27 protein-coding genes are annotated in these 21,796 nt (G+C 68.3%); 17 read left to right on the plus strand and 10 right to left on the minus strand.

All coding sequences use genetic code 11. The features are described from left to right. Window positions 1-59 precede the first annotated feature (59 nt). From moaA to ACW9TV_RS00680, 4 genes are read left to right on the plus strand one after another with little or no spacing between them, the layout of a single operon-like run. A complete protein-coding gene (gene moaA, locus ACW9TV_RS00665; protein WP_494303954.1) occupies window positions 60-1,064 on the plus strand; it encodes a GTP 3',8-cyclase MoaA in 1,005 nt (334 codons plus the stop codon). A 32-nt stretch (window positions 1,065-1,096) separates the two neighbouring features. Beyond that, a complete protein-coding gene (locus ACW9TV_RS00670; protein WP_494304998.1) occupies window positions 1,097-1,870 on the plus strand; it encodes an NAD kinase in 774 nt (257 codons plus the stop codon). 18 nt (window positions 1,871-1,888) lie between these two features. Beyond that, window positions 1,889-2,812, plus strand: coding sequence for an alpha/beta hydrolase (locus ACW9TV_RS00675; RefSeq protein WP_494303955.1), 924 nt, complete (start codon window positions 1,889-1,891; stop codon window positions 2,810-2,812). After that, window positions 2,809-3,294: an RNA pyrophosphohydrolase gene (locus tag ACW9TV_RS00680; protein WP_494303956.1), complete on the plus strand. Its 486-nt coding sequence runs from the start codon at window positions 2,809-2,811 to the stop codon at window positions 3,292-3,294. The genes ACW9TV_RS00675 and ACW9TV_RS00680 overlap by 4 nt, the downstream gene beginning before the upstream one ends. A gap of 4 nt (window positions 3,295-3,298) precedes the next feature. Here ACW9TV_RS00680 and thiS read toward each other — a convergent pair whose 3' ends face one another. Next, window positions 3,299-4,360, minus strand: coding sequence for a sulfur carrier protein ThiS (gene thiS, locus ACW9TV_RS00685; RefSeq protein WP_494303957.1), 1,062 nt, complete (start codon window positions 4,358-4,360; stop codon window positions 3,299-3,301). Window positions 4,361-4,408: 48 nt separating this feature from the next. On the opposite strand from thiS, the gene aroQ reads away from it, so the two are divergent. The 4 genes from aroQ to ACW9TV_RS00705 all read left to right on the plus strand — a co-directional run bounded on the left by aroQ (window position 4,409) and on the right by ACW9TV_RS00705 (window position 8,621). Continuing rightward, window positions 4,409-4,858: a type II 3-dehydroquinate dehydratase gene (aroQ, locus tag ACW9TV_RS00690; protein WP_494304999.1), complete on the plus strand. Its 450-nt coding sequence runs from the start codon at window positions 4,409-4,411 to the stop codon at window positions 4,856-4,858. A 28-nt stretch (window positions 4,859-4,886) separates the two neighbouring features. Beyond that, a complete protein-coding gene (accB, locus tag ACW9TV_RS00695; RefSeq protein ID WP_494303958.1) occupies window positions 4,887-5,363 on the plus strand; it encodes an acetyl-CoA carboxylase biotin carboxyl carrier protein in 477 nt (158 codons plus the stop codon). Between the two features lie 14 nt (window positions 5,364-5,377). Further along, window positions 5,378-6,721: an acetyl-CoA carboxylase biotin carboxylase subunit gene (gene accC / locus ACW9TV_RS00700; RefSeq protein ID WP_494303959.1), complete on the plus strand. Its 1,344-nt coding sequence runs from the start codon at window positions 5,378-5,380 to the stop codon at window positions 6,719-6,721. A gap of 151 nt (window positions 6,722-6,872) precedes the next feature. Continuing rightward, window positions 6,873-8,621, plus strand: coding sequence for a DEAD/DEAH box helicase (locus tag ACW9TV_RS00705; protein ID WP_494303960.1), 1,749 nt, complete (start codon window positions 6,873-6,875; stop codon window positions 8,619-8,621). A 27-nt stretch (window positions 8,622-8,648) separates the two neighbouring features. Here the strand turns inward: ACW9TV_RS00705 and ACW9TV_RS00710 are convergent, their stop codons facing one another. Then, window positions 8,649-9,098, minus strand: coding sequence for a winged helix-turn-helix transcriptional regulator (locus ACW9TV_RS00710; protein WP_494303961.1), 450 nt, complete (start codon window positions 9,096-9,098; stop codon window positions 8,649-8,651). Between the two features lie 83 nt (window positions 9,099-9,181). On the opposite strand from ACW9TV_RS00710, the gene ACW9TV_RS00715 reads away from it, so the two are divergent. Both ACW9TV_RS00715 and ACW9TV_RS00720 read left to right on the plus strand, forming a co-directional pair. After that, complete coding sequence (locus ACW9TV_RS00715) at window positions 9,182-9,916, plus strand: SDR family NAD(P)-dependent oxidoreductase (protein WP_494303962.1); 735 nt, start codon at window positions 9,182-9,184, stop codon at window positions 9,914-9,916. Between the two features lie 12 nt (window positions 9,917-9,928). Further along, window positions 9,929-10,534 carry a 2-hydroxychromene-2-carboxylate isomerase gene (locus tag ACW9TV_RS00720; RefSeq protein WP_494303963.1) on the plus strand — a complete coding sequence of 202 codons (606 nt, stop codon included), beginning with the start codon at window positions 9,929-9,931 and terminating at the stop codon, window positions 10,532-10,534. A 17-nt stretch (window positions 10,535-10,551) separates the two neighbouring features. On the opposite strand, the gene ACW9TV_RS00725 is transcribed toward ACW9TV_RS00720, so the two are convergent. The 3 genes from ACW9TV_RS00725 to rpsU are packed head-to-tail and all read right to left on the minus strand — an operon-like array spanning window position 10,552 to window position 12,255. Beyond that, window positions 10,552-11,490 (minus strand): hypothetical protein, encoded by a 939-nt coding sequence (locus ACW9TV_RS00725; protein ID WP_494303964.1) that lies wholly within the window; start codon window positions 11,488-11,490, stop codon window positions 10,552-10,554. Between the two features lie 40 nt (window positions 11,491-11,530). Beyond that, window positions 11,531-12,037, minus strand: coding sequence for an FKBP-type peptidyl-prolyl cis-trans isomerase (locus ACW9TV_RS00730; RefSeq protein WP_494303965.1), 507 nt, complete (start codon window positions 12,035-12,037; stop codon window positions 11,531-11,533). Between the two features lie 11 nt (window positions 12,038-12,048). Beyond that, window positions 12,049-12,255: a 30S ribosomal protein S21 gene (gene rpsU / locus ACW9TV_RS00735; protein ID WP_140926436.1), complete on the minus strand. Its 207-nt coding sequence runs from the start codon at window positions 12,253-12,255 to the stop codon at window positions 12,049-12,051. A 188-nt stretch (window positions 12,256-12,443) separates the two neighbouring features. Here rpsU and ACW9TV_RS00740 point away from each other — a divergent pair, with 188 nt between their 5' ends. The 3 genes from ACW9TV_RS00740 to feoB are packed head-to-tail and all read left to right on the plus strand — an operon-like array spanning window position 12,444 to window position 15,272. After that, complete coding sequence (locus ACW9TV_RS00740) at window positions 12,444-13,112, plus strand: COQ9 family protein (RefSeq protein ID WP_494303966.1); 669 nt, start codon at window positions 12,444-12,446, stop codon at window positions 13,110-13,112. Window positions 13,113-13,155: 43 nt separating this feature from the next. Next, entirely contained in the window at window positions 13,156-13,395 is a 240-nt protein-coding gene (locus tag ACW9TV_RS00745) for a FeoA family protein (RefSeq protein ID WP_494303967.1), read from the plus strand. Next, window positions 13,392-15,272, plus strand: coding sequence for a ferrous iron transporter B (gene feoB / locus ACW9TV_RS00750; RefSeq protein ID WP_494303968.1), 1,881 nt, complete (start codon window positions 13,392-13,394; stop codon window positions 15,270-15,272). Before ACW9TV_RS00745 ends, feoB begins: the two co-directional genes overlap by 4 nt. A 4-nt stretch (window positions 15,273-15,276) precedes the next feature. On the opposite strand, the gene ACW9TV_RS00755 is transcribed toward feoB, so the two are convergent. Beyond that, window positions 15,277-16,392 carry a DUF3667 domain-containing protein gene (locus tag ACW9TV_RS00755; protein ID WP_494303969.1) on the minus strand — a complete coding sequence of 372 codons (1,116 nt, stop codon included), beginning with the start codon at window positions 16,390-16,392 and terminating at the stop codon, window positions 15,277-15,279. 74 nt (window positions 16,393-16,466) lie between these two features. On the opposite strand from ACW9TV_RS00755, the gene ssb reads away from it, so the two are divergent. Further along, complete coding sequence (gene ssb / locus ACW9TV_RS00760) at window positions 16,467-16,970, plus strand: single-stranded DNA-binding protein (protein WP_494305000.1); 504 nt, start codon at window positions 16,467-16,469, stop codon at window positions 16,968-16,970. Window positions 16,971-16,981: 11 nt separating this feature from the next. Then, window positions 16,982-17,404, plus strand: a complete 423-nt coding sequence (gene mce, locus ACW9TV_RS00765) for a methylmalonyl-CoA epimerase (protein ID WP_494303970.1) — start codon at window positions 16,982-16,984, stop codon at window positions 17,402-17,404. 41 nt (window positions 17,405-17,445) lie between these two features. Here the strand turns inward: mce and ACW9TV_RS00770 are convergent, their stop codons facing one another. Genes ACW9TV_RS00770 through ACW9TV_RS00785 form a run of 4 tightly spaced genes read right to left on the minus strand, consistent with a single transcriptional unit; the run spans window position 17,446 to window position 20,544 of the window. Then, window positions 17,446-18,030, minus strand: coding sequence for a nucleotidyltransferase family protein (locus ACW9TV_RS00770; RefSeq protein ID WP_494303971.1), 585 nt, complete (start codon window positions 18,028-18,030; stop codon window positions 17,446-17,448). Then, the gene (locus ACW9TV_RS00775) at window positions 18,027-19,016 is read right to left on the minus strand and encodes a molybdopterin-binding protein (protein WP_494303972.1); all 990 of its coding nucleotides are present in this window, start codon (window positions 19,014-19,016) and stop codon (window positions 18,027-18,029) included. The genes ACW9TV_RS00770 and ACW9TV_RS00775 overlap by 4 nt, the downstream gene beginning before the upstream one ends. Beyond that, complete coding sequence (locus tag ACW9TV_RS00780) at window positions 19,013-19,933, minus strand: XdhC family protein (RefSeq protein ID WP_494303973.1); 921 nt, start codon at window positions 19,931-19,933, stop codon at window positions 19,013-19,015. Before ACW9TV_RS00780 ends, ACW9TV_RS00775 begins: the two co-directional genes overlap by 4 nt. After that, window positions 19,933-20,544, minus strand: a complete 612-nt coding sequence (locus ACW9TV_RS00785; protein ID WP_494303974.1) for an SRPBCC family protein — start codon at window positions 20,542-20,544, stop codon at window positions 19,933-19,935. The genes ACW9TV_RS00780 and ACW9TV_RS00785 overlap by 1 nt, the downstream gene beginning before the upstream one ends. A gap of 152 nt (window positions 20,545-20,696) precedes the next feature. Here ACW9TV_RS00785 and ACW9TV_RS00790 point away from each other — a divergent pair, with 152 nt between their 5' ends. Together ACW9TV_RS00790 and ACW9TV_RS00795 are read left to right on the plus strand one after the other, a co-directional pair. Beyond that, entirely contained in the window at window positions 20,697-21,281 is a 585-nt protein-coding gene (locus ACW9TV_RS00790) for a cold-shock protein (protein ID WP_494303975.1), read from the plus strand. Then, window positions 21,265-21,750 (plus strand): DUF192 domain-containing protein, encoded by a 486-nt coding sequence (locus ACW9TV_RS00795; protein WP_494303976.1) that lies wholly within the window; start codon window positions 21,265-21,267, stop codon window positions 21,748-21,750. Before ACW9TV_RS00790 ends, ACW9TV_RS00795 begins: the two co-directional genes overlap by 17 nt. The last annotated feature ends 46 nt before the right edge of the window (window positions 21,751-21,796 follow it).

Genomic DNA, 21,796 nt, shown 5'->3' on the forward strand with positions numbered 1-21,796 from the left:
TTCGCCACCTCCCCAAAATCGATCTTTGTGCGGCGGCTTCGCCGCGCCTAGAAAGGCGCATGGCAGCACGGCCCCTCATCGACGGCTTCGGGCGGCGCATCACCTATGTGCGCCTCTCGGTGACGGACAGGTGCGATTTCCGCTGCGCCTACTGCATGCCGCTGGCCATGGAATTCCTGCCGCGCGCCGAAATCCTCTCGCTGGAGGAACTGGACCGGGTCGCCTCAGCCTTCATCGCGCGCGGCGTCACCCGCATCCGCCTCACCGGCGGGGAGCCGCTGGTTCGCAAGGGCCTGATGACCCTTGTCGAGGGCCTGTCGCGCCACCTCGGCCCCGGTGGCGGCCTTGAGGAGCTCACCCTCACCACCAACGGCAGCCAGCTCGCCCGCTTTGCCGAACCGCTGGCCGCCGCCGGCGTGCGTCGGATCAACGTCAGCCTCGACACGCGCGATCCCGCGCGCTTCCGGCAGATCACCCGCACAGGCGATCTCGCGCCCGTGCTGGATGGCATCGCCGCCGCCCGCGAAGCGGGGCTGAAGGTGAAGATTAACATGGTCGCGCTGAAAGGCCTGAACCAGGACGAGATCCTGCCCATGGCCCGCTGGTGCGCCGAGGGGGGCCATGACCTCACCTTCATCGAAACCATGCCGCTGGGCCTGGTGGAGGAGGACCGCACCGATCGCTACCTCCCCCTCACCGAAGTCCGTCGCGTGCTGGAAGGCGCGCTCACCCTTGTCGACAGCCCGGAGCGCACCGGCGGCCCCGCCCGCTATGTCCGCGTGGCCGAAACCGGGCAGAAGCTGGGATTCATCACCCCGCTTACCCATAATTTCTGCGAATCCTGCAACCGCGTCCGCGTCACCGCCACCGGCACCCTCTTCCTCTGCCTTGGCCAGGAAGACCGGCTCGAACTCCGCGACATCCTGCGCCGGGACGGCGCGTCCGCCCTCGACGCCGCGCTGGACCGCGCGATGCGGCTGAAGCCGAAGGGCCATGATTTCGTAATCGATCGCCGCAACGCGCCGCCCGCCCTTTCCCGCCACATGTCGACGACGGGCGGCTGAAGGCGATGCGCGGCGAAAACAGGCTGGGGGGCATGTTCACGCCCAAGCTGGGGCTGCTCGTGTCCAGCACCCCCCAGGCGGAGGAAGCCGCCCAGGCCCTGCGCGCCATGCAGGAATTCGTGCCCATCCTGGAATCCGATGCGGTCGTCGTGCTCGGTGGCGATGGCTTCATGCTGTCCGTCCTCCACCGCGTGCTCAATTCCCGCACGCCCAAGCCCGTGTTCGGCATGAACCGCGGCACCGTCGGCTTCCTGATGAACGATTACCGCCCCGACGCCCTGCAGGACCGGGTGCGCGACGCCACCAGCTTCTTCCTCTCCCCCCTCACCATGGAAGCGACGACGAACAGCGGCAAAACCATCGTCTCGCCCGCCATCAACGAAGTGTCGCTGCTGCGGGAAACCCGCCAGGCCGCCAAGATCGAGATCGCGATCGACGGCAAGGTCCGGCTGGAGGAACTCTCCTGCGATGGCGCGCTCGTCTCCACGCCCGCCGGCTCCACCGCCTACAATCTGTCGGCCGGCGGCCCGATCCTGCCGCTCGATGCCGATCTGCTCGCGCTCACCGCGCTCAGCCCCTTCCGCCCCCGCCGCTGGAAGGGGGCGCTGGTGAAGAACAGCTCCACCATCGAATTCCGCATCCTCGAATCCGAACGCCGACCCGTCTCGGCCGTCGCCGATCAGGTCGAGGTGCGGGATGTCGCGCATGTCCGCATCAAGTCCGATCTCACGCGCCGTCTCGAACTGCTGTTCGATCCCGATTACGCGCTGGATGACCGGATCCTGATGGAACAGTTCATAAGCTGAATTTTTGGGGAGAAGATGATGGTCTATGTAAGGGAAGATGTGCAGCAGCTGCTCGGCATGATGGCCGCCGTCGGCGGGCCGCAGATGCACGAGGTGGATCCCGAAACCGCCCGCGCCATGTATGTGCAGATGGGCTCGATCGGCGAACGGCCGGTGCCCGAAGGCGTCGCCCTTGCCGACATCGAAATTCCCGGCCCCGCGGGCCCGCTGAAGGGCCGCACCTATCGCCCCGCCAATGCCGCGGCGGATGGCACCACCATCGTCTTCTATCATGGCGGCGGATGGGTGATCGGCGATCTGGAAACCCACAACAGCCTGGTTGCGGAAATCGCGAAACTCACGGGCTTCAACGCCGTTGCGGTCGATTACCGCCTCGCCCCCGAAGCGCCCTGGCCCGCCGCCGTCGACGATGCGCTGGCCGCCGCCCGCTGGGTCGCCACCTCGCCTGCCGCACTCGGCTTCAAGGTGTCGCGCCTGATCTTCTGCGGCGATTCGGCCGGCGGAAACCTCTCGGCCATCGCGGCCCGCGCCATCCGCAAGGAATTTCCCGTCGCCGCCCAGTGGCTGATCTACCCCGGCGTCGACATGACCAACGCCGAAGGATCGATGCAGGATTTCGCCGAAGGCTATCTGCTCACGGCCGCCGGCATGGCCTGGTTCGGCGCCCATTACGCGGCGGACGTCAGCCACCCCCATGCCTCGCCGATCCTGTCCGACGATTGGGAAAACCTGCCGCCCGCGCTCGTCTTCACCTGCGGCCTCGATCCGCTGCGTGACCAGGGCCGGGCCTATGCGGGCAAGCTGATCGCAACCGGCAACCGGGTCATCTTCCGCGAAGCCGCCGGCCAGGTCCATGGCTCGGCTCAGCTGCGGCAGGCCATCCCCTCGGCGCAGACCGATCTGGAAGGCCAGGCGGCCGATCTGAAGGCCCTGCTGGCGTGAACCGGGAAGCGCTGCCCTACCGCCCCGGCGTCGGCATCATGCTGGTGAACCCCGCGAACCGCGTGTTCGTGGGGCAGCGCTTCGATTCCACCGTGGAAGCCTGGCAGATGCCGCAGGGCGGCATCGATCCGGGCGAGGATCCCTACACGGCGGCGCTTCGCGAACTGGAAGAGGAAACCGGCGTCCTCGCCGCCCTCACCAGCCCCATCGCGGAAACGGCGGACTGGCTCGATTACGACCTGCCGGACGAACTGCTGGGCCGCATCTGGAAGGGCCGCTACAGGGGTCAGCGCCAGAAATGGTATGCCCTGCGCTTCCACGGCACGGACGCCGACGTGAACCTGCTCGCGCATGAGGCCGGCGGCCATGCCGAGTTCAAGGCCTGGCAATGGGCCGGCCTCGACCAGCTCGCGGACCTCATCGTCCCCTTCAAGCGCGACCTCTACACCCGCATCGTCGCGGAACTGGGGCCGAGGATTTAGAAGGTCAGATCAACCCCGCCAGCGGACTTGAAGGGTCGGCATAGCGGCGCATGGGCATCCGCCCGGCCAGATAGGCGTCCCGGCCGGCTTCCACCGCCGCCTTCATCGCGCGGGCCATCCGCACCGGGTCCTTCGCCTCGGCGATGGCGGTGTTCATCAGCACGCCGTCGCAGCCCAGCTCCATGGCGATGGCCGCGTCGCTGGCCGTGCCCACGCCCGCGTCAACCAGCACCGGCACGCGGGCCTGCTCCACGATCAGGCGGATGTTCACCCGGTTCTGGATGCCCAGCCCCGAACCGATCGGCGCGCCCAGCGGCATTATGGCGGCGGCCCCCGCATCCTCCAGCCGCCGCGCCACGACGGGATCGTCAGAGGTATAGACCATCACGTCGAACCCCTCCTTCACCAGCACCTGCGTCGCCCGGATGGTTTCGATCACGTCGGGGAACAGCGTTTTCTGGTCGGCCAGCACTTCCAGCTTCACCAGCGTCCAGCCGCCAGCCTCCCGCGCCAGCCGCAGGGTGCGCAGCGCGTCGTCGGCGGTGAAGCAGCCCGCCGTGTTGGGCAGGTAGGTGAAGCGGTCCGGCTTCACGAAGTCAGTCAGCAGCGGCTGGGTGCTGTCCGTCAGGTTCACCCGGCGCACGGCCACCGTCACGATCTCCGCGCCGGCCGCTTCGGCGGCGGCGGCATTCTGGGCATAATCCCGATATTTGCCCGTGCCCACGATCAGCCGCGAACGGAACGTCCGCCCGGCGACCGTCCAGCTGTCGTCCTGCCCGCCGCCGGAGGGCGGCAAACTCGTTCCCCCGCCGCCGAAGGGCGGCAAACCCATGCTCCCCCCGCCGGAGGGCGGCAGATCCATGCCGCCTCCCACGAAATGCACGATTTCCACCTCATCCCCCTCGGCCAGCAGCACGTCCGCCCATGCGCTCATCGGCACGATCTCGCGGTTGCGTTCCACCGCGACCCTGCCTTTCGTCAGCTCAAGTGAGCCGACAAGCGCCTCGACACTGCTGCCCGCCGCCAGTTCGCGCGGCTCGCCATTCAATCGGATGGAGATTTTCATGGCCGCCTCTATAAAGCCCCCACCCGCAGGCTCAACCGAAAGGCAAGCATCTTGTCGAACCTCGTCCTGGTGCTCAACGGCCCCAACCTCAACCTGCTCGGCACGCGGGAACCCGAAATCTATGGCGCCACCACACTGGACGACATCGCCGCCCTGCTCACCGAACAGGGAGACAGGCTGGGCCTGATGATCGATCTGCGCCAGTCCAACCATGAAGGCCATCTGATTGATTGGCTGCACGAAGCCGGCGCCCGCAACGCCGTTGCGGTGATCCTGAATGCGGGGGCCTATACCCACACCTCCGTTGCGCTGCGCGATGCCATAAAGTCCATTGCCGTGCCGGTGATCGAAGTGCATCTGTCCAACCCGGCCGCACGCGAATCCTTCCGCCATGTCAGCCACATATCTCCCGTGGCGGCCGGCGTGATCCAGGGCTTCGGGGCGCAGGGCTATGCGCTGGCGCTGGACGCGGCCGCCGCAATGCGGCAAGGGCGCTAACCATATTTCAAAAACCAAGGGATACAGAATGGCTGCTTCCAAGGGCGCCGAATCCGCCGACAAGATGCGCGTCGAAATCGATCTGGTGAAACAGCTCGCCAGCCTGCTCGACGAAACCAACCTCACCGAAATCGAAGTTCATGATGGCGATCGCGCCATCCGCGTGGCGCGTGGCGCCGCCGCAGCCCCCGTGGCCGTCGCGGCCGCGCCGGCCCCCGCGCCCGCACCGACGGCATCCGCCGCGCCCGCCGCGCCGGCAGCCGAACAGCACCCGGGAACGGTTCGCTCGCCCATGGTGGGCACCGCCTATCTCGCCCCGGAACCGGGCGCGCCCGATTATGTCAGCGTCGGCAAGGCCGTGAAGGAAGGCGAAACGCTGCTCATCGTCGAAGCGATGAAGGTCATGAACCCCATCACCGCCCACAAGGCTGGCGTGGTGAAGGCGATCCTGATCGCCAACGAGCAGCCGGTCGAATATGACCAGCCGCTCGTCATCATCGAATAGGCACAGGGCCCGCCATGTTCCGCAAGATCCTGATCGCCAACCGGGGTGAGATCGCGCTGCGCGTGCTGCGCGCGGCCCGCGAAATGGGCATCGGCACTGTCGCCGTCCATTCCACGGCCGATGCCAGCGCCATGCACGTCCGCCTGGCGGATGAAGCCATCTGTATCGGCCCGCCCTCCGCGTCCGACAGTTACCTGAACATCCCCAACATCATCGCGGCCGCCGAAATCGCCCAGGCCGATGCGATCCACCCCGGCTACGGCTTCCTGTCCGAAAATGCCCGGTTCGCGGAAATCGTGGAAGAGCACCGCATCACCTGGATCGGCCCCACGCCCGAACATATCCGCACCATGGGCGACAAGGTCGAAGCCAAGCGCACCGCTGGCGCGCTCGGCCTCCCGCTCGTCCCCGGCTCGGACGGCGCGGTGGAAACCGTGGATGAAGCCCGCAAGGTGGCCGAGGAATTCGGCTATCCGGTGCTGGTGAAGGCCGCTGCCGGCGGCGGCGGACGCGGCATGAAGGTGGTGGAAAACGACGCGATGCTGGAAGGCGCCTTCCGGCAGGCCCGTGCGGAAGCGAAGGCCGCCTTCGGCCATGACGCCGTCTATATCGAAAAATATCTGAAGAACCCCCGCCACATCGAATTCCAGGTCTTCGGAGACGGCAAGGGCAACGCCATCCACCTCGGCGAACGCGACTGCTCCCTGCAGCGCCGCCACCAGAAGGTTCTAGAGGAAGCCCCGTCGCCGGTGCTGTCCGCGGCCGAGCGCGAGCGTATGGGCGCCATCTGCGCCAAAGCCATGGCCGACATGAAGTACCGGGGCGCCGGAACCATCGAATTCCTCTGGGAAAACAACGAATTCTACTTCATCGAGATGAACACCCGCCTGCAGGTGGAACATCCTGTGACGGAATTGCTGACCGGCATCGACCTGGTGAAGGAACAGATTCGCGTCGCCGCCGGCCTGCCGCTGTCGCGCACGCAGGATCAGGTGGCGCTGAAGGGCCATGCGATCGAGGTGCGGATCAACGCGGAAGACCCGCAGACCTTCGCGCCCTCGCCCGGCCTCGTCAGCGAATTTCACGCAGCCGGCGGGCCCGGGGTTCGCATCGATTCCGCGCTCTACAGCGGCTATCGTGTGCCCCCCACCTACGACAGCCTCGTCGCCAAGCTGATCGTCCACGATGACAGCCGCGAACAGGCCATCGCCCGGCTGAAGCGCGCGCTGGAGGAAATGGTGGTCGGCGGAATTAAATCCACCATCCCGCTGCACCAGCGCCTGGTGGACGAGCCGGATTTCCGCTCGGGCGACTACAGCATCAAATGGCTGGAAGCGCTGCTCGCGAAGAAGAACTGAACACCTGCCCCGGCCGCCGGCCGGGGCTACCCGCCGGCCGGTCAGTTTTTTTCCCGGCCGCCACAGCAACGCCACACTGTGCCTGCATAGGGCCGTGCTTCCGCGCACCCGCCATCCATGGCCGCGCCCCTTTTTCCGACGGATCAGATCCTTGAGCTTCCCCACACTCCCCCTCCTTGCCGAGGCGCTTGCAGCCCGTGGCTACACCCAACCCACCGCGGTTCAGGCCGCCGTTCTCGAACCCGGCACGGAAGGCCGCGACCTCATCGTCTCCGCGCAGACCGGCTCGGGGAAAACCGTTGCCTTCGGCCTCGCCATCGCCCCGCAGCTCATCGATGAAAACAGCAAGGCCCGCCACGCCTTCGCGCCGCTGGCGCTCGCCATCGCCCCAACGCGCGAACTGGCGCTGCAGGTCAGCCGCGAACTGGAATGGCTGTTCGCGGGCGCTCAGCTTCGCGTCGTCACCTGCGTCGGCGGCATGGATGCCGCCCGCGAACGCCGCGCACTGGCCGGCGGCGCGCATGTCGTGGTCGGCACGCCGGGCCGCCTGCGCGATCACCTCGAACGCGGCGCGCTCGATCTCGGCAGCCTCTCCGTCGCCATCCTCGACGAAGCCGATGAAATGCTCGACATGGGCTTCCGCGAGGATCTCGAGGAAATCCTCGACGCCACGCCCGAAGGCCGCCGCACCCTCCTCTTCTCCGCCACCATGCCGCGCCCCATCGTCGCGCTCGCAAAGCGCTACCAGCGCGATGCCCTCACCATCTCCACCGTGGGCGAGGAACGCGGGCACGGCGACATCAGCTACCAGGCCGTCACAGTCGCCCCGTCCGACATCGAACATGCGGTCGTGAACCTGCTGCGCTTCCACGAAGCGGAAACCGCCATCCTGTTCGCCGCCACGCGGGAAAATGTCCGCCGCCTGCACGCCAGCCTCAGCGAACGCGGCTTCGATGCCGTGATGCTGTCTGGCGAAAGCAGCCAGTCGGAACGCAACCAGGCGCTCCAGGCCCTTCGTGACCGGCGCGCCCGCGTCTGCGTCGCCACAGATGTCGCCGCGCGCGGAATCGATCTGCCGGGTCTTTCCCTCGTTATCCATGTGGAAATCCCGCGGGATGCCGAAACGCTCCAGCACCGCTCGGGCCGCACCGGCCGCGCCGGATCGAAGGGCACGGCGATCCTGCTGGTGCCCTACACCCGCCGTCGCCGGGTGGAAGGCCTGCTGCGCGACGCTCGCATTACCGCCGAATGGCGCCGCCCGCCCACGGCGGAGGAAATCCACGCAAAGGATCGCGCCCGCCTGCTGGAGGATCTTCTGCAGCCGGTCGAGATGGAAGAAGGCGACGCCGACCTCGTCACCCAGCTGCTGGCCCAGCGCACGCCGGAACAGCTGGCGGCCCTGCTGCTGAAAGCCAGCCGCGCCAGGTTGCCCGCCCCGGAAGACATGCTGGATGGCGGCAAGCCCGAAACCGACCGCACGAAGGAACATCGCCCCGGCTTCGACGATGTCGTCTGGTTCCGCATGAACATCGGCCGCCGCCAGAACGCCGATCCCCGCTGGATCCTGCCCCTGCTCTGCCGGCGCGGCCACCTCACCCGATCGGAAGTGGGCGCGATCCGTATCCAGGCGGCCGAAACCCATTTCGCCATCCCGCGCGCCAGCGCCGCCCGTTTCGCAGCCGCCGTCCGCCGCACCGCCCAGGATGGCGCGGATGACGAAGCCGGCGTGCTGTTCGAACCGATCGACAGGGCGGCCGCACCGGCCGGCGAAGGCGCCCAACCGCCGCGCAGGCCCCATGCCCCCAAACCGCACGCCGCCAAGCCCTGGAAGGCCGGGCCCCAAAGGGGCAAGGGCGCGGGCCACGGCGCGGGCAAGGGCAAGGGCCAGAAGCCGGGTTGAGGCGCCGCGCGGCGGTCCCGGCGCTGCTCAGCTGGCCGGCCGCCGTTCGGCAACGACATCCAGCGCCGATACGGGCTCGCCACATTCGGAACAGCACAGGCTGCTTCGAAACACATGCCCGCAACGCCGGTGCCGATGCCGCACGGGGGGGCCCTGTTCGCCAGCATACCACTGGTCGCCCCAGTGGATCAGCGCCAGCAGGGCCGGCAGCAGGCCAAGCCCCTTTTCCGTCAGCCGGTATTCGTGGCGCACGGGGCGCTCCTGATAGGGCCGCCGTTCCAGGATTCCGGCCGCAACCAGCCCATCCAGCCGCTCGGAAAGGGAACGGCGGCTGATCTTCAGGCTGCGCTCGAAATCCTCGAACCGCCGCACCTTCAGGAAGGCATCGCGCAGGATCAGCAGCGTCCAGCGATCCCCCACGGCCGAGAGCGCGCGGGCCAGCGAACAATCCTCCGATCCCAGCTCATTCCACTTCATCAAATCCATCCCGATTGACAGCCGCCCGAATCTGCCAATACCAGTTCCAAAAGTAAACGGACTCGGGGAAGGGGGACTCGCACATGGCACCGCACCGCAACAGCAGTGTCGCCGTCGTCGGCGCCGGGGATTTCATCGGTGTCGCCATCTGCCGCCGCTTCGCCGCCGAAGGCTTCCACGTCCACGGCGGCCGCCGGCAGGGAGACAAACTGGAACCGCTCGCGCGGGAAATCGCGAAAGCAGGCGGCCGCTTCACCGGCCACACGCTGGATGCCCGCAACGAGCAGGCCGTAACCGCCTTCCTCGATACCGCCAACGCCGCCGCCCCGCTCGAGGCGGTGATCTTCAACATCGGCGCGAACGTGAATTTCCCGCTTCTCGAAACCACCGAACGGGTGTTCCGCAAGGTGTGGGAAATGGCCTGCTACGCCGGCTTCCTCACCGGCCGCGAAGCCGCCCGCCACCTGCTGGCGAATGGCGGCGGCTCCATCTTCTTCACCGGCGCCACGGCCTCCATGCGCGGCGGCAAGGGCTATGCGGCCTTCGCCTCCGCCAAGGCGGGTCTGCGCCTCCTCGCCCAGTCCATGGCGCGGGAACTGGGGCCGCAGAACATCCATGTCGCGCATCTGGTGATCGACGCCGGGGTGGATACGGATTTCGTCCGCCAGCGCTATGCTGAACGCGGCATCACCGAAATCCCGGCAGGCGTGCTGATGAACCCGGCCTCGATCGCCGAAACCTACTGGCAGCTGCACCGCCAGCCGCGCGACGCCTGGACCCACGAACTCGATCTGCGCCCCCATGGCGAAACCTGGTGAGGAGATCCGCTCATGAACGTCACCTTCTGGTATGATTTCGGCAGCCCCAACGCCTGGTTCGCCCATCATGTGATCCCTGGAATCGAGGCGCGCACCGGCGCGACCTTCACCTATGTGCCGGTGCTGCTGGGCGGCATCTTCAAGGCGACCGGCAACCAGGCCCCGTTCGCCGCCTTTTCCAGCGTGCCGGCGAAGCTCGCCTACATGAACCATGAAATGGCCCGTTTCATGCGCCGCCACGGATTGCAGCGCTTCACCATGAATCCGCATTTCCCGCTGAACACGCTTGCCCTGATGCGCGGCGCCGTCGCGGCGGAAGGGCTCGGCCTTCTGGCCCCCTACAATGAAACGATGTTCCGCTTCATGTGGGAAACCCCGCGCAAGCTCGATGATCCGGCGATTCTCGCGGAAACGCTGGCCGAAGCCGGGCTTCCGGCCGAACAGCTCCTCGCCCTCTCGCAGGATCCCGCCGTCAAGGATCGCCTCGTCGCCAACACCCAGGCGGCCGTCGAGGCGGGGGTGTTCGGCATCCCCAGCTTCCGGGTCGGCGACGAGCTCTTCTTCGGAAAGGACAGCCTGACCGACCTGGAGGCGGAGCTGAACGAAAGGGGGTCCTGACCCCCAGCGTCAGGACCCTAGGCCGGAAACTGGCAGGTCAGCACCCAGGCCACCCCCGGCCTGTCCAGCTCGACCGTTCCGCAAAAGCGCAGCACGTCGCGCCCGATCAGCAGCCAGGGCTCGCGCCCGCGCCCCTTTTCCTTCTCTGCCGTCACCACGATGGCGTCCGGATCGTCCGCGCTGTCGCCCGTGATCCCCGCCGCCGCCCGCGCATCCAGTTCCTGCGCCCGCGCCTTCGTGATCCGAACCACAGGATCATAAAGTGGCAATCCCGCCAGGTTCGCACCGGGCGCAGGGCGCAGCGCCTCGACCGGCACGGTGAAGGCCGGCACGGGGCTCCACAGCCCCACCCGGCCCGTCCGCCGCGCCAGGCCCTCCCGCTCCAGCAGCCCGGCCGCCCGGGCGTTCATCACCGATCGTTCGCTGGTGAAATCGAAGATCAGGCGCAGCGTCTCGCCGCCCAGCGCCAGTTTCACCTCCGCATCGCCCTTCCCAGCACGCGCCAGCCGAAACGCCTGCCCGCCCGAAGGCGCCCGCGCATTGCGGATCCGCACCCGGTGCGCGTCGAACGCCAGCGCGGAAACGATCCCCTGCTGCGGGGCGGTCACCACATCCTTGTCGATCCAGATTGTGGGCAGCTTCTGCATCCCCGTGCCGCCCACGTCACCGGAAATGAAATTGCCGCGGATCACCGCCTCCCCGCCGGGAATCTGCGGGTTCTTCACCTTGAACTTGCCGATCAGGGGAAAGGGCTTCAGCTTCAGGGCCTGCGCGGGCTGAAGGTTCAGCAGCAGCGCCTTGTCGAAGCCCAGGCTCACCCGCACATCCACCGGGCCTCGCTTCAGCTGCACCGTCGTCAGCGGAATCGGATCCGCCATCAGCTCCACCAGCGGAACGGGTTTCGCCGCCGCAGGCGCGGCGGCAAGGGCAAGACAAAACAAAAGGGGCCGTGTCACCACGGCCCCTCTTATGGGATGAACCCGGCTGTTGACCAGATCAGCGCTTGGGCGCGATGGCCAGCAGTTCCACGTCGAACACCAGCACGGCGTTCGGCGGGATCACGCCGCCGGCGCCCTGCGCGCCATAGCCAAGCTCGGGCGGGATGGTGAAGCGGGCCTTGCCGCCCGGCCGCATCAGCTGCAGCCCCTCGGTCCAGCCGGGGATCACGTCGCCCACGCCGAACACCGCAGGCTGGCCGCGCTGATAGCTGGAATCGAACACGGTGCCGTCGGCCAGCCGGCCTTCATAATGCACCAGAACGGTATCGGTGGCGGTGGGGGTCGGGCCTTCGCCCGCCGCCAGCATCTCCACCTGCAGGCCGCTTGCCGTGGTCGTCACGCCGGGCTTCTCCGCATTGGTCTTCAGGAAGGCGCTTGCCTCGCGGGCGGGGGCGCGCTGGGCAGAGGTGCCCGCCAGCGCCAGGCTCACCGCGCCGGTCGCAAGCACCAGCCCCGCGACGATCCACTTGCCCAGGCCCTGGCCCCGGGTGCCGGTCTCAGCCATCGGTGGATGGCTCAGCGCTGGCCGTCGCGCTCGGCGCGCTTGCGGTCCAGCTTGCGGGCGCGGCGGATGGCTGCGGCCTTTTCACGGGCGCGCTTTTCCGACGGCTTCTCGTAATGGCGGCGAAGCTTCATCTCGCGATACACGCCTTCACGCTGCAGCTTCTTCTTGAGCGCGCGCAGCGCTTGGTCGACATTGTTGTCGCGAACGATGATCTGCATAAAAGGATCAGCACCTTCCCGAAAAGAAATCAGTCATTTGAAGCCGGCTCGATCCATCAGCGGCAACCCGAAAAGAATCGGGGTCGCCGCCAGCAGTTCCGGCGTCGCTGGCGCGCCCATAGCAAAGCGCCCCCCCAGCGGCAAGTCACCGCCTTTCACCTCCGCGCGAATCCGCCTAGAAGCAGGCCATGTCTTCCGCACCAGCCCCCACCGACATGACCCTGGACGAGCTTCGGCCCGTCCTTGTCGAAGCCATGCTCCCGCATGTTCCGTTCGATGGCTGGGGCCGTGCCGCCCTCGAAGCCGCAGCCCGCGATATCGGAATCCTGCCCGCCACCGCCCGCCTCGCCTTTCCCGGCGGCGCGGCGCAGATGGTGGAAGCCTATGTCGCCCGCGCGGATGCGCGGATGCGCGAAGCGCTGGACACACCCGCCTTCCACGGCCTGAAGGTGCGGGAAAGGATCACCACCGCCATCCGCACCCGGCTGGAACAGGCTGCCCCGCACAGGGAAGCCGCGCGGCGCGCTGTCAACATCCTCGCCCAGCCCCGGAACGCCCCGCTCGCCGCCCGTCTCTCCTGGCAGACAGCCGACAGCATCTGGCGCCTCGCCGGCGACACAGCCACCGATTTCAACCATTACAGCAAGCGAACGCTGGCCGCAGCCGTTTATTCCGCCACCCTCCTCTACTGGCTGGCAGACGAAAGCGAAGGCAGCGCAGACAGCTGGGCTTTCCTCGATCGCCGAATCGCCAACGTCATGCAGATCGAAAAGGCCAAGGCCCGATTCCGCGGGCATGGCGAACGCCCCAGCCTCGTCCGCTTCCTCGGGCGGCTGCGTTATCCGGTCGAAGGTTGATTTTCACTTCCCTTCGCCCGCCCCAGTTGATAATCGCTCGCAAGTGAACCAGTCCACACTTGAAGCGCTCGGCGCCGGGCGCGTCGCCCGGGTCACCGGCCTCGCCCCGGCCGATTCCGGTCTCGTCACCCGTCTGCTCGAACTCGGCTTCGATGAAGGCGCGCATGTGGAACTGCTCCACCAGGCCCCGCTGGGCGATCCCATCGCCGTCCGCGTGGATGGTTCCGTCGTCGCACTGCGCCGCGCGCTCGCCCGGCTGATTCTGGTGGCTGTCCCGCAATGAACATCGAAGCTCCGGTCACCGCCCGAACCCGCCATGCGCCGCTCGTGGCCGTCATCGGCCATCCCAACGCCGGCAAGACCAGCCTGTTCAACGCACTGTCGGGCGCCCGCCAGAAGGTCGGCAACTACCCCGGCGTTACGGTGGAACGGAAATCGGCGGATCTGCCCCTGCCGTCGGGCGGCCGTGTCGAACTGCTCGACCTGCCCGGCTGTTACAGTCTCCTCCCCAACTCGCTCGACGAACAGGTCACGCGGGACACACTGCTTGGCCTCCAGCCCGGCGAATCCCGCCCGGATGCCCTGCTGATCGTCGCCGACGCCACCAATCTCGCCGCCCACCTGCGCTTCGCCCTCGATGCGCTGCGCCTCGGCATCCCCGCCGTCATGGCGCTCAACCGGATGGACATGGCCGCGCGCGACGGCCTCTCGCTCGACAGCGCCGCGCTGGCGGACCGGCTCGGCATTCCGGTCGTCGAAACCGTCGCCGTCCGCAAGCGCGGCCTTGCAGATCTGCTCGCGGCGCTCGAAACCCGACTTAAGCTGCCCCCGGCCGAACCCGTCCCCTTCACCCCGGCCGATACGCGCGCGCTGGGCCGCGAAGCCCGCTCGATCGCGGGAGCCGTCACGAAGGCCGAAGGCACGGTCCGCCTCGCCAGCCGCAGGCTCGACACTGTGCTGCTGCACCCGCTCGTCGGGCCCGTCATCCTCGCCGCCATCCTGTTCCTGATGTTCCAGGCGGTCTTCAGCTGGGCCGAAGCCCCCATGGGCTGGATCGAATCCGCCATCGCCTGGGCGCAGGGCCTCGTCTCCGCCGCCCTGCCCGACAGCGTCTTCCGCTCCTTCCTGAACGACGGCATCCTGGCAGGCGTCGGCGCGGTCGTGGTGTTCCTGCCGCAGATCCTCATCCTGTTCGCCTTCATCCTCATCCTCGAAGGCTCCGGCTACATGGTGCGCGCCGCCTTCCTGATGGACCGGCTGATGGCCGCCGTCGGCCTGAACGGCGCGGCCTTCATCCCGCTCCTCTCTTCCTTCGCCTGCGCGATCCCCGGCATCATGGCCGCCCGCACCATCCCGGACGAGCGGGACCGGCTCACCACGATCCTCATCGCCCCGCTGATGACCTGCTCGGCCCGCCTGCCCGTCTATGCCGTCATCATCGCGGCCTTCATCCCGGCACGGCAGGTCTGGGGGCCGGTCGGCCTTCAGGGCCTTGTGCTCTTCGTCCTCTATCTGGCCGGCATCCTCGGCGCGATGCTCGCCGCCCTCGTGCTGAAGCGCACCGTCACCAAGGGCCCTGCGCCCACCTTCCTCATGGAAATGCCCAGCTACCAACTGCCGGCCTGGCGGGATGTTCTCTACGGTCTGTGGAACCGCGCCGGGGCCTTCCTGAAGCGCGCGGGCACCATCATCATGGGCGTCACCATCGCGCTCTGGGCGCTGGCCAGCTTCCCCGCCCCCCCGGAAAACGCCGAGCGCCCGGCCATCGAATACACGGTCGCAGGGCGCATCGGCCATGCGATCGAGCCGCTCGTCCGCCCCATCGGCTTCAACCATGAAATCGCGATGACGCTGCTGCCCGCCATGGCCGCGCGTGAAGTCGCCGTCGCCTCGCTCGCCACCATCTATGCGCTCGATGCCGACGAGGAAGACAGCTCCAGCCTCGTCGAGCGACTGCGGGGCGGCTGGCCGCTGGCGACCGCGCTCGCGTTCCTCGCCTGGTTCGTGTTCGCGCCGCAGTGCCTGTCCACCCTCGCCGTGGTCCGCCGCGAAACGGGCGGCTGGAAATGGCCGATCTTCATGTTCGGCTACCTCACGGCGCTGGCCTATATTGCGGCAGGGCTCACCTTCCACATCGCCAGCGCGCTGGGGCTGGGCTGATTCGTCAGTCCAGCATCCCCAGAAGCAGGATGCCCACGAAATAGACGGTCAGCGTCACCAGCGCCAGGCTGGAGACGACAACCGTGCGCCAGGCGGCCGAGAACCAGCTCAGCGCATAGCCCTCCTTCAGCTGCGCGAACATGTGCAGCACCGGCACCACCAGCAGCAGGAACGCATAAACCTGCCGCGGCAGCTCGAACGCTGCCGCCAGCAATGCCGTCAGGATCACCAGCATCGACATGAAGCTGATCGAGTAAAGCAGGAAGACGACATGATCATAGGCCTTCACGTCGCGCTTCCAGGCGAACAGCAGCATCAGCCACGGCAGAGACATGGGCACCAGCAGGAATGAAAGCTTGTAGCCCTTCTGCTTCATCTTGTAGAACATGAACTCCGGGTCGCTCAGCGCCCGTCGCACCTTTGCGTTCACATCCTCGCTGCCCAAATCCAGCGTCAGCCCGCCCGTCCGGGTCGCGCCGGTGATCGCCGTCACCACGTCGGCCGGGCTTGCCACCGTGCCGCCGCCTTCCAGCCGCTGCTTCGCCGCCTTCGCCAGGCTCTGCGCCGTTTCCAGCCGCACCACCTCCTGCCGCAGCGCCTCGCTGGCGGGATCGGCCGCCTGCCTTGCCCGCGCCTGCGCCAGATTGGCGTCCAGCGTGGCCATCTCTTCCCGGATCGCAGTTGCCGCCGCTTGCCGTTCCTTGCCCGACATCTGAAGGTCTGTTCCCTCCAGCCCGGGGGTCGGCAGGAAGCCGAACACCAGGAACATGGTGAAGACAGTCAGCAGGAACAGCGCGACCGGCGCAATGTAGCGCGCGCGCCGCCCCATCACATAGTCGCGCGTCAGCCTGCCCGGCCGAAACAGCAGCAGCGGCAGCGTGTGCCACAGCTTGCTGTCGAAATGCAGGATGCCATGCAGGAATTCCTCCACCGCATGGAACACCGAACGATGCAGATGCGCCTTCTGCCCGCAGGCGCTGCAATAGGCGCCGGAAAGGGCCGTGCCGCAGTTGGCGCACACGCCGCCATGCACGGTGTCGCGCGCTGCGCCGGGGTCGATCTCGTGCGCGGCGGCCGCCGCCGTCGCCAATGCCCCCGCTTCTTCCAGCCCGCTGTCCATGGCCCCGGAATCCCTTGCTTGCGCCCCGATTGCTGGCCTATCGCATGGGTCAATTCAAATTGGGAGACAGGCCCATGGCGGGCAGCGTGAACAAGGTGATCATCGTCGGCAACCTCGGGGCCGACCCGGAAGTGAAGAGCTTCCCCAGCGGCGGCCGAATCGCGAACCTGCGCATCGCCACCTCCGAATCCTGGACGGACCGTGCCACGAACGAGCGCAAGGAACGCACCGAATGGCATTCGGTCGTCCTCGACAATGACAATCTGGTCCGCGTCGCCGAACAATATCTGCGCAAGGGCTCAAAGGTGTATGTCGAAGGCCAGCTGCGCACCCGCAAGTGGCAGGATCGCGACGGCAACGACCGCTATACCACCGAAGTCTATGTCGGCCGCTTCCGGGGTGAACTCACCCTGCTCGATGGCCGCCGCGAAGGCGGATCGGGCGGCGGCTATGGCGGCGGCGACGATTATGGCAGCCCCGCCCCCTCGCGCGGGCCTGCGCCGGGTGCTGCCGCTGGCGGTTATGGCAGCAAGCCAGCCGCAACCTACGATGACATGGACGATGACGTTCCCTTCTAGGATTGGATGACATGCAGATCGGCAGGCTGAACCACGTCGGGGTCGCGACCCCCTCCATCGAAGAAAGCGTGAAGCTCTACCGCGACTTCCTCGGCGCCACGAAGATCCACGAACCGTTCGACCTGCCCGAACAGGGCGTGCGCGTCTGCTTCGTGGACGTGCCCAACAGCCAGATCGAACTGATCGAGCCGCTGGGCGCGGACAGCCCCGTGCACGGGTTCCTCGCGAAAAGCCCCAAGGGCGGACAGCACCATGTCTGCTTCGAAGTGCCCGACATCCTCGCCGCCCGCGACGAACTGGTGGCAAAGGGCGCAACGGTTCTGCGGAACGGTGAACCCCGCATCGGCGCGCACGGCGTGCCGGTGATCTTCGTCCACCCGAAGGACATGGGCGGCGTCCTCATCGAACTGATGGCCGAACCCGGCCACCACTAGGCCGCGCCGGAAAGCCCCCCTCCGGCAGAGGGGGGCACAGGCTATCGGCGGCCACCCCCGGCCAGATCCCCCGGCACATCCAGGTCGCGCAGCACCCCCGGATCGTCCACGGCCACGTCCACCGCCCCCAGCGCATCCAGCACCCCGCGCGCGCCGCGATCCCCCTCCAGCGCCAGCAGCGCCGGCCAGGCCGACCGCGCGAACCCCGCCGGATTGCCCCGCAGCCCGGCATGAACCGGCACAACGGCCCGCGCCCCCCCGGCCAGTGCCCCGGCCAGCGCCCGCAGGCTTCCGGCCTGCACGAAGGGCATGTCGCCAAGCAACACCAGAACGGAATCCCAGCCCGCCGGCGCGGCGCGCAGCCCGGTCTTCAGGCTTTCCGCCAGCCCCCGCTCAAATCCGTCGGCCCGAACCTGCGGCACATCGCCGGCCACGGCCCGCACAGCGTCCGCATGCCCGCCCGTCACCAGCAGCAGCGGCAGCCCCGCCGCCTGCACCGTCGCCAGCGTGCGCGCCAGCATCGGCACGCCATCCACCGCCATGGCCAGTTTGGCTGTGCCCATCCGGCGGCTCTGCCCGGCCGCCAGAACGATCGCCCCCACCGTCGGGCCCGGCGTCGGCGTCACCCGCTCCAGCCCCAGGGCACCGGCCGGCCGCCGCCATCCAGCAGGCCGCCCACCCCCATCGCCGCGATCCGCGCGGAATCCACACCAAACCCCGCCGCCCACAGTTCCAGCACCAGATCCAGCCCGTTGCGCTTCGGGCTGCGCGCGCAGCCCGGCAGGCCCAGCACCAGCGCGTCGCCCAGTCGCGCCAGCACCAGCAGGTTGCCGGGGTCCACCGGCATGCCAACGCGCAGCACCTCGCCGCCCGCCGCCCGGATGGCCGCCGGAATCACGTCGCGCGGGTCGGATGTGGCCGTCGCACCCGCCACCAGCAGCAGGTCCGCGCGCGCCGCAGCGAGTGCCGCCGCCAGCGGCGCAACGGCATGCGCGGGCTCGGGCCCGGCTTCCATCACCACGCCCAGTCGCGCCAGCCGCGCAGCGGTCACCTCCGCCGTCTTTGCCAGCAGCTTCGCGCCCGTGTCGGGCAGGCGCGTCTGCACCAGAATGGCGTTCAGGCCCGTCCGCCAGCCCGCCACGCGAATCGGCCCGGCGGCTGCGCGAACCGCCGCCATCGCGTCGGCCGCCACGGCATAGGGCATCACCTTCACCGTGCCGACGATGTCGCCGGCCGTCACGGGGCTCAGCGGCGGCAGTGTCGAAATCCCCACCGCCTCGCTTGCGGCATTGGCCGCCGAAATGTCCTCCGGCGCATAGTCCAGCAAGCCGCCGGTCGCCGCATGCAGGTTCACCCGCCCATGCACCGGCGGGTGTGCCACCACGCCGGGCCCGGCCAGCAGCCCCCCGATCTCCGCCGCCGCCGCCGCCTCCGGCACGTCGCCCGGCTCCAGCCGTGCCACCCACAGCTGGGTCATCCCGTCCGCTCGCGCCGCCGCCAGCAGCGCCGCATCAACGGACGCCCCCTTGGCGAACCGTCGCCCACCCAGTGTCAGCCCGTGCGCCAGCATCGCGCCTTCCGCCTCCGCCAGCGGCAGCGCGCCGAAGATCAACCCCGCCGCCTCCAGGCCGCCACCATCTGGGCCGCCACGCTCAGCGCGATCTCGGCCGGGTTCGCGGCCCCGATGTCCAGCCCGGCCGGCCCGTGGATGCGCGCCAGGTCCGCCGCGCCGAATCCCGCCGATCCCAGCCGGTCCAGCCGCGCCGCATGGGTCTTCCGGCTGCCCAGCGCGGCGATGTAATAGGCGTCCGATCGCAGCGCCGCCGCCAGCGCCACATCGTCCAGCTTGGGGTCGTGCGTCAGCGTCACAACGGCGCTCGCGCCGTCGGGCTTCCAGTCCGCCAGCGCCTCGTCGGGCCAGCGCCCGTCCACCTCGAATCCGGCGAAGCGTGGCCCGGCGGCAAAGGCTCCGCGCGGATCCACGATCAGCACCCGGTGCCCCAGCGAAGCCGCCATCGGCGCCAGCGCCTGTGAAATATGCACCGCACCAACCAGCATCAGGCGCAGCGGCGGATCGATACGCAGGGTCCAGTCACCGCCTACGCCTTCGGCCGCTCGCCCGGCCGCAAAGTCGAAACCGATCGAAATCGCCGCGCCCGCCGCGCGCGCGGCCGCGATCCGCGGCAGCAACGCGGGGGGAAAGCCGCTGTCATCCACCGCCTGCACGAAGATGGAAATCTCGCCGCCGCAGGCCAGCCCCACCTCCCAGGCGGTCTCGCTCGCCACGCCGAACGTCAGCAGTTCGCCGCCACCGGCGGCGATCCGCGCCTGCGCCGCCTCGATCACCGCGCCTTCCACGCAGCCGCCCGAAACGCTGCCCTCGAACAGCCCGTCGTCACGCACCAGCAGCATCGCGCCCGGCCGGCGCGGGGCTGATCCCCAGGCCTTCACCACGGTTGCCAGCGCAAGGCCGTGTCCGGCCGCGCGCCAGGCCGCCGCCTTCGCCAGCAGGGTTGCGATCTCGTCCATCACATCAGCAACAGCGCCGTCACCAGCAGCACCAGCAGCACCAGCCCGCCGATCCACATCCAGGCCGGCAGGCCCCGCGCCGGGCTCGTCGCCTCGGCAACCGCCGCCTCCACCGCCGCCGCGCGCACATCCCCCGCCGATGGCGCAGAATCTGGCTCGGTCGCCGGCGGCTGCTCCACCTCGGCCTTCAGCGCGGCGAAGAAATTCTCGGCATAGCTCTTCGCCGTGCCCTCGATCAGCCGCGTGCCCAGCTGGGCCAGCTTGCCGCCCACCTGGGATTTCGCATCATATGACAGGCGCGTCACACCCGCTCCGGCGTCACTCAGCACCACCTCGGCAGACCCCTTAGCAAAGCCGGCCACGCCGCCCTTTCCCTCACCCGAAATCACATAACGGTTCGGCGGATCCAGCTCGCTCAGTTCGACGGCGCCGCTGAACTTCGCCTTCACGGGCCCCACCTTCGCGTTCAGCACCCCGGCAAACCGGTTCGGCCCGTCCGCCTCCAGCGATTCCACACCCTCGATGCAGCGGGCGAGAACGGCTGGATCATTCAATGCGGCCCACACGATTTCGCGCCCGGCATTGATAAGCGTTTCACCTTTCAGGTGCATCAGCGATGAACTTTCGTTACAAGACGGAAAGAAAGCCAAGCTTGCGCAGAGCTGTTCCTGTGTTAGCCTTAGAGTGGGCGTAGGGAAAGTTGGCTGAAACCGGAACAGGCGGTTGGGTTGGACGGGTTCGAAAGGCCGGCATGGAAAGGGATATGGTTTTGGCGAATGGGCTTGCGGACAGCGCAGGGGCTGCCGAGCCCCAGGACCGCGCTGCCGGCGAGGAACCGGGCGAGACTGTCTCCGGCCGGGTCAAGTGGTTCGACATGGTCAAGGGCTATGGCTTCATCGTGACCGACGATGGGGGCGGCGACATCCTCATTCACTACAACCTGCTGGGCCCGCTCGGTCGCAAATCCCTGCCCGAAGGCGCCGCCCTCACTGTCGTTGCGCGCAAGGGGCCGCGCGGACGGCAGGCCTCCGCCATCCTCGATCTGGATCTCAGCACGGCCACCGGCCCCGATCTGGACAGGCAGACGGAACGCAGCACCAACCGCACCGACCCGCTCGACTTTCTTGAGCTTGCAGGGCCATATGAACCGGTGGAGGTCCGCTGGTTCAACCGCGCCAAGGGCTATGGCTTTCTGCTGAGGGAAGATGGTGTCACCCAGGTTTTCGTCCATATGGAAACGGTCCGTCGCGGCGGTTTCGAAGGCCTCGCACCCGGCCAGCAATTGCGCGCCCGCATCTACGACGGCCCGCGCGGCGCGCTCGCCGTCCAGCTTGCGCCGCTGGGTTAGCGCGCTCGCGCTCGCCGGCCTGCTCGGCGCGGTGCCCGCCGCGCCGGCCTTTTCGCGCGAAGCGGTGCCGGCCGCCGGAAAACCGCAGACAGGTCTGCGGATCATCCCCCTCACCATCGAGACAGCGGGCGGAAAGCGCCACGCCTACAAGGTGGAAGTCGCGGCAACCCCGGATCAGCAGGCCCATGGCATGATGTTCCGCACCACCATGCCGCCAGGCACGGGCATGCTCTTCCCCATGGATCCGCCACGGCCCGCCAGCTTCTGGATGGAAAACACGCTGATCCCGCTGGATCTGGTCTTCATCGGGGCGGATGGCCGCATCCGAAACATCGTCGCAGGGGCGGTGCCGAAATCGCGGGCGCCGCTGGCCTCGGTCGGCCCCGTTGCCGCCGTCCTGGAGCTCCGCGGCGGAGAGGCGGAGCGCATCGGCGCCCGGCCCGGCGACAAGGTCGCATGGCCCCGCTGATCCCGGCAGAAACCTTGCGCGCGCCACCACACAACGGCTAGGGGCG

This window comes from Sandaracinobacter sp. T42 (genome assembly GCF_059115405.1).

Coding starts and splice junctions, on each gene's coding strand:
- ACW9TV_RS00675 (WP_494303955.1), top strand. CDS start 1,889: ATGGTCTATGTAAGGGAAGATGTGCAGCAGCTGCTCGGCATGATGGCC.
- ACW9TV_RS00790 (WP_494303975.1), top strand. CDS start 20,697: ATGGTTTTGGCGAATGGGCTTGCGGACAGCGCAGGGGCTGCCGAGCCC.
- ACW9TV_RS00715 (WP_494303962.1), top strand. CDS start 9,182: ATGGCACCGCACCGCAACAGCAGTGTCGCCGTCGTCGGCGCCGGGGAT.
- ssb (WP_494305000.1), top strand. CDS start 16,467: ATGGCGGGCAGCGTGAACAAGGTGATCATCGTCGGCAACCTCGGGGCC.
- ACW9TV_RS00755 (WP_494303969.1), bottom strand. CDS start 16,392: ATGGACAGCGGGCTGGAAGAAGCGGGGGCATTGGCGACGGCGGCGGCC.
- ACW9TV_RS00785 (WP_494303974.1), bottom strand. CDS start 20,544: ATGCACCTGAAAGGTGAAACGCTTATCAATGCCGGGCGCGAAATCGTG.
- ACW9TV_RS00730 (WP_494303965.1), bottom strand. CDS start 12,037: ATGGCTGAGACCGGCACCCGGGGCCAGGGCCTGGGCAAGTGGATCGTC.
- thiS (WP_494303957.1), bottom strand. CDS start 4,360: ATGAAAATCTCCATCCGATTGAATGGCGAGCCGCGCGAACTGGCGGCG.
- mce (WP_494303970.1), top strand. CDS start 16,982: ATGCAGATCGGCAGGCTGAACCACGTCGGGGTCGCGACCCCCTCCATC.
- ACW9TV_RS00720 (WP_494303963.1), top strand. CDS start 9,929: ATGAACGTCACCTTCTGGTATGATTTCGGCAGCCCCAACGCCTGGTTC.
- moaA (WP_494303954.1), top strand. CDS start 60: ATGGCAGCACGGCCCCTCATCGACGGCTTCGGGCGGCGCATCACCTAT.
- ACW9TV_RS00780 (WP_494303973.1), bottom strand. CDS start 19,933: ATGGACGAGATCGCAACCCTGCTGGCGAAGGCGGCGGCCTGGCGCGCG.
- accC (WP_494303959.1), top strand. CDS start 5,378: ATGTTCCGCAAGATCCTGATCGCCAACCGGGGTGAGATCGCGCTGCGC.
- ACW9TV_RS00740 (WP_494303966.1), top strand. CDS start 12,444: ATGTCTTCCGCACCAGCCCCCACCGACATGACCCTGGACGAGCTTCGG.
- feoB (WP_494303968.1), top strand. CDS start 13,392: ATGAACATCGAAGCTCCGGTCACCGCCCGAACCCGCCATGCGCCGCTC.
- rpsU (WP_140926436.1), bottom strand. CDS start 12,255: ATGCAGATCATCGTTCGCGACAACAATGTCGACCAAGCGCTGCGCGCG.
- accB (WP_494303958.1), top strand. CDS start 4,887: ATGGCTGCTTCCAAGGGCGCCGAATCCGCCGACAAGATGCGCGTCGAA.
- ACW9TV_RS00670 (WP_494304998.1), top strand. CDS start 1,097: ATGTTCACGCCCAAGCTGGGGCTGCTCGTGTCCAGCACCCCCCAGGCG.
- ACW9TV_RS00710 (WP_494303961.1), bottom strand. CDS start 9,098: ATGAAGTGGAATGAGCTGGGATCGGAGGATTGTTCGCTGGCCCGCGCG.